At 48.2% G+C, this 6,327-nt stretch carries 12 protein-coding genes; 2 read left to right on the top strand and 10 right to left on the bottom strand.

What is annotated here, in order from left to right:
- Positions 1–88: 88 nt before the first annotated feature.
- On the top strand, positions 89–400 hold the full coding sequence (locus B9Q17_RS17740) for a BrnT family toxin (protein ID WP_027830483.1): 312 nt from the start codon (positions 89–91) through the stop codon (positions 398–400).
- Positions 393–647 (top strand): BrnA antitoxin family protein, encoded by a 255-nt coding sequence (locus tag B9Q17_RS17735; RefSeq protein ID WP_227513253.1) that lies wholly within the window; start codon positions 393–395, stop codon positions 645–647. The genes B9Q17_RS17740 and B9Q17_RS17735 overlap by 8 nt, the downstream gene beginning before the upstream one ends.
- Before the next feature lie 73 nt (positions 648–720).
- Here B9Q17_RS17735 and B9Q17_RS17730 read toward each other — a convergent pair whose 3' ends face one another.
- From B9Q17_RS17730 to B9Q17_RS17685, 10 genes are all read right to left on the bottom strand, one after another.
- On the bottom strand, positions 721–1,674 hold the full coding sequence (locus B9Q17_RS17730) for a COG2958 family protein (protein ID WP_094626185.1): 954 nt from the start codon (positions 1,672–1,674) through the stop codon (positions 721–723).
- Between the two features lie 122 nt (positions 1,675–1,796).
- A complete protein-coding gene (locus B9Q17_RS17725; protein ID WP_094626184.1) occupies positions 1,797–2,123 on the bottom strand; it encodes a hypothetical protein in 327 nt (108 codons plus the stop codon).
- Between the two features lie 98 nt (positions 2,124–2,221).
- The gene (locus B9Q17_RS17720) at positions 2,222–2,545 is read right to left on the bottom strand and encodes a hypothetical protein (protein WP_154707674.1); all 324 of its coding nucleotides are present in this window, start codon (positions 2,543–2,545) and stop codon (positions 2,222–2,224) included.
- A gap of 113 nt (positions 2,546–2,658) precedes the next feature.
- Positions 2,659–2,967 carry an Ada metal-binding domain-containing protein gene (locus tag B9Q17_RS17715; RefSeq protein ID WP_094626186.1) on the bottom strand — a complete coding sequence of 103 codons (309 nt, stop codon included), beginning with the start codon at positions 2,965–2,967 and terminating at the stop codon, positions 2,659–2,661.
- Positions 2,968–3,065: 98 nt separating this feature from the next.
- Positions 3,066–3,437: a hypothetical protein gene (locus tag B9Q17_RS17710; RefSeq protein WP_094626182.1), complete on the bottom strand. Its 372-nt coding sequence runs from the start codon at positions 3,435–3,437 to the stop codon at positions 3,066–3,068.
- 103 nt (positions 3,438–3,540) lie between these two features.
- On the bottom strand, positions 3,541–3,873 hold the full coding sequence (locus tag B9Q17_RS17705) for a hypothetical protein (protein WP_094626181.1): 333 nt from the start codon (positions 3,871–3,873) through the stop codon (positions 3,541–3,543).
- A 112-nt stretch (positions 3,874–3,985) separates the two neighbouring features.
- Complete coding sequence (locus tag B9Q17_RS17700; RefSeq protein WP_094626180.1) at positions 3,986–4,453, bottom strand: hypothetical protein; 468 nt, start codon at positions 4,451–4,453, stop codon at positions 3,986–3,988.
- Positions 4,454–4,590: 137 nt separating this feature from the next.
- Entirely contained in the window at positions 4,591–5,172 is a 582-nt protein-coding gene (locus B9Q17_RS17695) for a hypothetical protein (RefSeq protein ID WP_094626179.1), read from the bottom strand.
- A 65-nt stretch (positions 5,173–5,237) separates the two neighbouring features.
- Complete coding sequence (locus tag B9Q17_RS18295; RefSeq protein WP_094626158.1) at positions 5,238–5,807, bottom strand: hypothetical protein; 570 nt, start codon at positions 5,805–5,807, stop codon at positions 5,238–5,240.
- A gap of 79 nt (positions 5,808–5,886) precedes the next feature.
- The coding region (locus tag B9Q17_RS17685; protein WP_208618806.1) for a hypothetical protein at positions 5,887–6,327 on the bottom strand (441 nt) is incomplete at its 5' end.

Raw genomic sequence — 6,327 nt, 5'->3', positions numbered from 1 at the left:
GAGCCGAAGGCGCAATGTAAAGGGCGTCGCCGTGCCTGCATTGGTTAGCACTTGTTGACGCCAATGTATATGCTGATAATATACTTTTATGATCAACTGGGCACAAGTTACTGGCTTTGACTGGGACGAAGGCAACTCCCGCAAGAACGCGGAGAAACACGGCGTAAACCAGTCCGAAGCGGAAGAAATTTTCTTTAACGAGCCGCTTCTGGTGCTGGATGACTCCAAGCATAGCCAGACTGAGGCCCGTTTTCATGCCCTTGGTGTAACGGATGATGAGAGACTACTCCACATTACGTTCACACTAAGGCAGAACGGTACGCTGATCAGAGTGATTTCCGCTCGCGACATGCACCGTAAAGAGAGGGCTGTTTATGAGCAAGCTAAAAAAGATGCCTGAATTTAAAACTGAAGCAGAAGAGCGGGAGTTCTGGGAAACCCACGATTCCACAGATTACCTGGATTGGAGTCAGGCCAAGCCGGCATCGTTCCCGAAGCTGAAACCCTCAACCAAGACGATCTCACTCCGGTTGCCGGAAACCTTGCTTGATCGGATCAAAATCGAAGCCAACAAGCGGGACATGCCCTATCAATCACTAATCAAGGCTTGGCTTGCGGACGACGTGAACGACAGCCGTCGGACATGAGGTGCTAACGCCGCGCTCTGCGGCAATTTTGGAGCGCAGCGGAAAAATTGTCCGGCAGCAGCGCATTGTTAGCTTATGCCTTGTTCCAATCTCTGGCACGTACCCTTCCGGTCTGATAATAGGTTGAGACTAGCTCGATATAATCACGAAAATCTTCATTCTCAGTTAGTATCCTGTTAGTGGACTCCCAGTCTACGTCTGGGCGAGAACGTGCAGGTAATATCATTTCACTTTCACTTGGATTTTCAGGATTGAGTAAAATTACTCCTATTCCGTGTAACGCAGACAGCATCCTTAATTCTTTTTCTGTATTTGCGTCAGCAATTGACGTACCCACCAAGTAACCTTCATTTGCCCAGCTAGAATTACTTACTGCCTGAAAAAAGCTTTTTCTGGCATTGGAGCCGTTAAGCTCTTTCTTTACCTCGAACGACCACAAACGGACACTCTGACCTGCGCCCTGCTTCACACAGCTTCTGATTAATTCGTTCCATTCTTTATCAATAGGCTGCATGGCCACGATATCTGGATGTAGCCACTGATTTCCGCCACTACCTCTTGAGTTTTTTGAGCGTTTTTCATCTATTCGAAGGCAGTAAAGCTTTAGCTCCGTTTTGAGGTATTCAATCAGTAATGGATACAGCTCATGTTCAGATACTATGTGATTTGTGGCTGGTGCAGTATCTACAACCACCTCATCGTCATCAGGGCCGTCAAAATCCGAAACCTCTGTCATATCGGTCGACTTTTTATCAGGGTCATACCAGTACAGTCTCGGACGAGGCTTATCCTGCCAAAAAACATGAGGGCTTTGATTTGCGATTTGATCCTTCTGCGCGCCAATTTCGGCAACAATCTGAGTGATAAATGCCTTCTCATCGACAAATCTGGGATTATTGCGTTTTTCTGCATAGTCATCTGAATAGAGGCTGACTATTGCTTCAGCTATAGTTCTCGCGTTGAAACGCTCTTTCGGATTATCCCGAAGAAACTGAACCACTTTCTGTGATTGCGATAATTTTGACAAACCTTACTCCTTACTGGGAAGTCTATGCACAGGAGAGCTAACGCCAGCCATAAGCGGCGCCCTGACAAGGGCGTCCGGTGGAGGGCCATCGGCCCCGAACAACCTTAATGGCCTTGTTAGGTCTAAACATGTACGAGCAATGCTGGTGCATACGCAGACCAATAAAGAGCCACTGTACCCGCAACGCTCACGGAAATTGCGGCCAATGGCAACCATTTGGTTGCGCGGAACAGTGCTGAAAAGGCCAAGCCTAGACATAAAATAGGCAATACCACCCACCACTGAATCGTACGGAAAACGAACTGCGAATAGGCCGTTTGCTCTACGCCAAAGCTATACCAGAGTTGCGTAAATGACTTGGCAGCCTCCGGTTGGTTTAGCGCATAGATAAAATAGGACTGCGCGAACACGAAGAAAAGAATGACCAACCAAAAAAACAGCTTCTTCATACGATGACCTAACGCCAACGTTTAGCGGCGCCCATGCAGCGCAGCGAAATGGGCGTCCGGTGTAGGGCCGAAGGCCCGGAACGTACTACAACGACTTGTTAACCATACTTTATGGCCAGCAGAGCTGCCGACACCGCTGCCGCAGCTAGAAACGGGGCCAGGAGTATGAGCAAAGAGACTCGATACTCCTTTACCGACTGATAAATCCAATAGGCAGCAATGAAGAAGGAAGCCACCCCTACCCCGTGGGCCCACTTACCCGAAAACTCGGCGAGTCCCGTGCGCCCAGGTAGCGTCACATTGTCGAAATAGAATGCCACCGTACCGGCAACCAAGAATACGAAACTGAGCAAACCATTAATGAATGACCAACGCCGACGATAATAGCCAGCATCTCTTAGGACTGGGTCAAACTTCCACAATGCTCAGCTCTCCAATTTGCCAGTGTGGTTAACGCTTGCAGCATGCGCGCCTACGGAATGAAGCCGAAGGCGCAATGTAGTGGGCGTCGCGTGCCTGGCCTTGTTATGGGTTCTTACTTGGGCAACTGTTTCCAAGGATAGTCCTCCTTCCCCTCTGGTCCAGATTTCCATTCTTTATAACGCGATACCATGCACCGCCCGCACGGCCTGTAGCCAGCGCGAATGGCATCTTGTTCATTCGCAAAGAAGACACGATGTTCTGCATAGCCTTTAGAGAGCGCTCCTTTGGCCGCAGAGCAATCCAATCGACCGTAAATTCGCGCTTTGGAGTTGCCACCCAGAGAGCCAGGCGTTTTGCTGATGACGGTACTTCCGTATGCGGACAATAATTTATAGGCCTTCACTGATACTCCCTTACCCATAACGCTGAGCTTAGCGGCGACCTTGTAATGGAGGCGAAGCCGCAATGAAAAGGGCGTCCGGCGGCCATCGGCCGCGTACTACAGCGATTTGTTATGTATTACTGTCTTGGTTCAGACCATGACTCGACCTTCCCGCGCATGAAGATAACTTTTGCGCGGTTTGGATAATACCAATGTGCCAGGTTACCTCCGTCCACTCGCTCAGGTGTGCCGAGAATCCTTTCAACATCATCGTAGCCCATTGCTGTTGTCAGCTTTCTCCAGTTTGCGATCGATCTCCACCCATCCCCGTTCGCTATGAATTCCTGAACATCGCTTTGATCATTGATCTGGCTTTCTAAGTTCGATAGCCGATTCTTCAGCTCTTGGACCTGCGTCTCCAGTCGATCAATCCTTGCGCTGTCATCTGCATGCACATTGAGGGCGAACCCGAGCGAAAGAGCTCCTAAAAAGATAATGGTCTTGAACATCGTCTCCCTCCGAGAAACATAACGCCAGCCAGCATGCGCGGCTACGGAATGAAGGCGAAGCCGCAATGTAGTAGACGTCGCCGTGACTGGCCTTGTTATGCATTTACCATTGGACCATAACGTCTTGAACTTTCAGTGTCTCCGAGTCGAATCCAATCGCCCAAAACACTTTGATATCACTTTTGCTGTACTTCGCCTTCCACAACGTCAACTTGGACTCATTTCTCGGTAGGCAATCTATAGACTCGATGCTTTCCAACGCACCCATTTCGTTCTCTATATCCCGACACATATCCAGATACATGTCTTCAGTGATCTTCCCATCATCATTCGGGTCTTTAGGCAGCGCCGACAGTTCTTGGAGTTCCCGATAGCTCCTTCCGTCATGTAGCTTGATTAGTCGCTCAGCCAGTTCAGTTTCTCGGTCAGTGATCACGTAACTTGTCCTCCTTGATTGCATAACGCCGTTGTTCAGCGGCAGCCTTGGCAGAGCGAAGCGGCGACAAGGCTGTCCGGTGGAGGGCCGGCAGGCCCGGAACGAACTGCAACTACTGGTTATAAGGCCTTACCAAAACAGATGCAATTAAGCCCATCAAAAGGCAAACCGGTACCGTAACGGAAAAAAGCCACCACGATGGACTACCAAGCTCTTCGCCCAACCAGAAAAAACCTAAACTGTAGATCGCATAGCCCACGATCACTGACGCCGCTGCGTTGACCACATACCGAAAGGCGGGATTAATCGGCAACTTTAAACCTTGCAACCAAGCACAAAGAAAACTGTATGTTCCCGCATAAATTACGAGCAAAAACAATAGTGGCGGAATAGACAGGGAAAGGTACGCTACCAGAACAGCTTTCCCAAAAAGCTCAAATACTTGCGTCAGGTCGATTCCTGCTGAGCTTCCGCTCAAGAAATCGCCAATGGACAGAGCAAGAGTGAAAAAGAATGCACACAATCCCGGCGATAGTACGGAAGTCACGATGAACACTTTGAGAGCTGAGATAATAGACAAAACTATCGGACTTCCTTGGCCTTATAACGCTTGCAGCATGCGCGCCCATGAAATGGAGCCAAAGGCGCAATGTAATGGGCGTCGCCGTGCCTGCACTGGTTAAATTCTTTTCCGAGCAGGGGCTTAGTCTCAATCCACTACTCCCCGTCAAGAGAGTGGCCAATAACCCCCCATCGATCGCCATCCCTTCGCATGTTGATTTGACCACTCTTAATGACGTACCCCTCGTCCGCCAAGGGCGAGTGCGGATATACGGATGCGAAATCGATTTCTTCGTCAAAATAAAACCGTATAAAAACTTTCTCGCCGCCTTCCCGCTCCGAGATTTCGGCCCCCTCATTCAATACGCGCCGCTCGGCGATTTCCGCATTTTCTCTTGGCGCGCTTTGATACATGAAGTCCATCATTTTAGAGCCGGAGTCCAGTTTCTCGCGCGCATCCGAATGCAAAAACTGACTATAAATGTCTTTGCTCGCGCCATCTTGAACGTACTTTACGTAAGCTTGCGCGAAAGCGAGCGGTGACTGTTCCGAGAACACCTCATCTGGAACAGCCTGTTGGCCAGCACCACTACCGGAGCTATCACACCCATAAAGCAAAAGCGCGAATGAAAACAACGTGATCCGAAATAATCCTTTCATTTTTCTCCCTTTTTGCGGTTTTAAAGCCAACTCCCCATGCGCTTTGGGCACAAGGTTTTTAAATTTAACGCCAGCCATAAGCGGCGCCCTGACAAGGGCGTCCGGTGGAGGGCCATCGGCCCGGAACAACCTTAATGGCCTTGTTATATAGTCTTGGCAATTCTCGATACCTCACGCTCAAATGAGCCGGCCTCTTCCGCCAACAACTCAAGGGCCTCTTGAAAGTGAGGCAACCATTTCTCGCCCGAAATATCACCGGATTTATACTGCTGTTTATAGCCATGCAGGACATCTTGAATATGATCGAGCTTTTCTTTAACGGCCGAAAACGATGGTTGAAGCTCTGGGAAGTACATGTCAATAATCAGATTCAACCGATCCGGGTTGTGTGCATAGTTCCGGTTTGTAGTGATGTCTAGGGCATCATTAAAGGTCAGCTCTCCTGCCATTACTTGCCTGTATGGCAGGAAATGCGATACCGCTATATTCGTGTATCGCTTTGACTCTACGTACAATTCCTCAAGCCTTTCCCGAATTATGTCATTTCTTCGCGTTTCAGTTTCATGATCAAGTTGAATTCGCAATCGGTCGTTGCTGGCTCGATTCGTGAGGTTTACACCGATCAACGTCAATGCAGAAGTAAGTATCGCTGTGGATAGGGCCACCCAGGCTGAGGAAGGAATTTTTGACACAAACTCAAATAGTGTCTCCATGTTCTGCTACCTCCCTATATAACGCCGCGCTCTGGGGCAAACCGAAGCGCAGCGTAGGTTTGTCCCTTGCAGCGCTTTGTTAAATGTTTTTTAAAATAACCTTTTTATGACTATCATCGTAAACTAATGAAAATGGTAAATTTTCTAAAAATTGATACATACTGATTGCGATATGATCGAAGTCTGAGTCTTTGTCATTAGAAAATGTAGTACGAAATTCGCACAGCAACTCTTTTTGAGACTCTATATTTTCACCTGTGATCTCTTTTATATGGCTAATACTTTCATTGATGGTTTTGTCCTCTATAACACTTACTTTGAAAAAGTAATCTCCGAAACCTACCCTAAGTTTTGGTGGTATGTTTCCAAATGGAACTTCCTCTTCCGAGAATTCAACGTCTGCATCTTTAGAAAAATAGTCTCTAACCAAGTCAAAGACCTTTTCTCTGCTCCAATCTTCCGGATCACCAAATAAAAAGGTATTTAAAGTATGCATGGTTCCTCTCGAGACATTTAACGC

It is taken from the genome of Marinobacter vinifirmus (assembly GCF_002258215.1).
Classification (GTDB): domain Bacteria; phylum Pseudomonadota; class Gammaproteobacteria; order Pseudomonadales; family Oleiphilaceae; genus Marinobacter; species Marinobacter vinifirmus.
This window is presented reverse-complemented; position numbering and strand designations above follow the sequence as displayed.

Bases quoted from the DNA above. Each gene is read 5' to 3' on its own strand.
- B9Q17_RS17740 (WP_027830483.1), top strand. From the start codon at position 89: ATGATCAACTGGGCACAAGTTACTGGCTTTGACTGGGACGAAGGCAAC.
- B9Q17_RS17735 (WP_227513253.1), top strand. From the start codon at position 393: ATGCCTGAATTTAAAACTGAAGCAGAAGAGCGGGAGTTCTGGGAAACC.
- B9Q17_RS17725 (WP_094626184.1), bottom strand. From the start codon at position 2,123: ATGAAGAAGCTGTTTTTTTGGTTGGTCATTCTTTTCTTCGTGTTCGCG.
- B9Q17_RS17715 (WP_094626186.1), bottom strand. From the start codon at position 2,967: ATGGGTAAGGGAGTATCAGTGAAGGCCTATAAATTATTGTCCGCATAC.
- B9Q17_RS17710 (WP_094626182.1), bottom strand. From the start codon at position 3,437: ATGTTCAAGACCATTATCTTTTTAGGAGCTCTTTCGCTCGGGTTCGCC.
- B9Q17_RS17695 (WP_094626179.1), bottom strand. From the start codon at position 5,172: ATGGCTGGCGTTAAATTTAAAAACCTTGTGCCCAAAGCGCATGGGGAG.
- B9Q17_RS18295 (WP_094626158.1), bottom strand. From the start codon at position 5,807: ATGGAGACACTATTTGAGTTTGTGTCAAAAATTCCTTCCTCAGCCTGG.